Annotated in this window: 1 protein-coding gene; it reads left to right on the top strand. The window is 73.6% G+C overall.

What is annotated here, in order from left to right; genetic code table 11:
- Window positions 1–1,466: NB-ARC domain-containing protein (locus FNQ90_RS22940; protein WP_267133099.1), on the top strand; the 1,466-nt coding region annotated here is incomplete at both ends.

Here is a 1,466-nt window from a genome sequence, read left to right as displayed (position 1 = left end):
GTATGGAGCGGGAAGAGGAGAACAAGCAGCCGCGGGCGCACGGGGCGGACCCGGCAAGGAACCGCAATACCGGTGCCGGTGCCGGTGCCGGCGATGGTGGTGGTGGTGGGGTGTGGGTCTCCCACACCGGGGACGCGACGGCCTCCGACGGCGGGATCGCGAACAGCGGCCACCTGACCGTGGGGCAATTGACCGTGATGGCGGGGCCGCGGGAACCCGCCCCCTGGCCCCACCGGATCGGGCTGCTGCCCCCGCAGGCCACCGCGTTCCAGTACCGCGACCAGGAACACACCCTGGCCGGCCTCCTGGCCCCCCACGACGTTGACCGCCCGGACGGCCGCGCGGACGGCCGCGGGGAGGGGTCCGTCACCGGTGATGCCGGGGCCGGGAAACCGGTGGTGGTGTTGGTGGGCATGGGCGGGGTCGGCAAAACCCAACTGGCCGCCCACGCGGCCCGTGCCGCCTGGGGGACTGGCGGGCTCGATGTTCTGGTGTGGGTGACGGCCGCCTCCCGCGAGGCGGTCGTCTCCGCCTACGCCAGGGCCGGGGTGGAGTTGTGTGGAGCTGATCCAGCCGATGCGGAGTCCGCGGCCGAGAGGTTCCTGGCCTGGCTCACCGCCGCCAGGGATGAGGAAGGGCGGAGGTGTCGGTGGTTGGTCGTCCTGGACGACGTCGCCGACTCCAAGGACATGCGGGGGCTGTGGCCCGACCCCTCCCCGGCCGGGCGGGTGGTGGTCACCACCCGCCGCACCGACGCCGCCCTGGCCCGACGCGGCCACCAACTCGAGGTCGGCGTCTTCACCCCCGCCCAGGGCTTGGCGCACCTGCGCCAAGCCCTGGACGACGACCTCCCCGACACCGGCGACCAGGAGCTGGCCGGGCTGGCCGCCGATCTGGGACGGTTGCCGTTGGCGCTGGCCCAGGCCGCCGCCTACCTCATCGACACCGCCCTGGATGTGCCCGCCTACCGCCGGCTGCTCGCCGACCGGACCCGGGACCTGGCCGAGACCACCCCCGACCAACTACCCGATGACCAACCGGACGCCTGGCACGCCGCCTGGACCCTGTCCATCGACCACGCCAACGGTCTGCGACCGGCCGGCCTGGCGAGGCCGATGCTGGCGTTGGCCTCCATGCTGGACGGCAACCACATCCCCCAGAACGTCCTGACCTCCGAACCGGCACGGGAGTTCCTGACCCAGCACCGGGATGCCGAGGCGCCATCGGACGGTGAGGGGTCACCGATGGTGGCGGAGGAAGAGGCGTACGGGGCATTGCGGGCCCTGCACCGCCTCAGCCTGATCCACCACACCCCACCGGACCGGCACGGGCAAGACCGGAACCCGGGCCGAAACCAGGACCGGAACCCGGACCGGGACCCGGGCCGGTCCCGGGGGGATGGCGGAGGGGCGCCGGCCCCGGCGCCGGGTGGGACGGGTGTGGTGCGGGTGCACCAACTCGTGCAA

The organism is Streptomyces alkaliphilus, assembly GCF_014141535.1.
GTDB classification, from domain to species: Bacteria; Actinomycetota; Actinomycetes; order Streptomycetales; family Streptomycetaceae; genus Streptomyces; species Streptomyces alkaliphilus.
The sequence above is the reverse complement of the archived record's forward strand: the minus strand, read 5'-3'. Positions and strand labels throughout refer to the sequence as shown.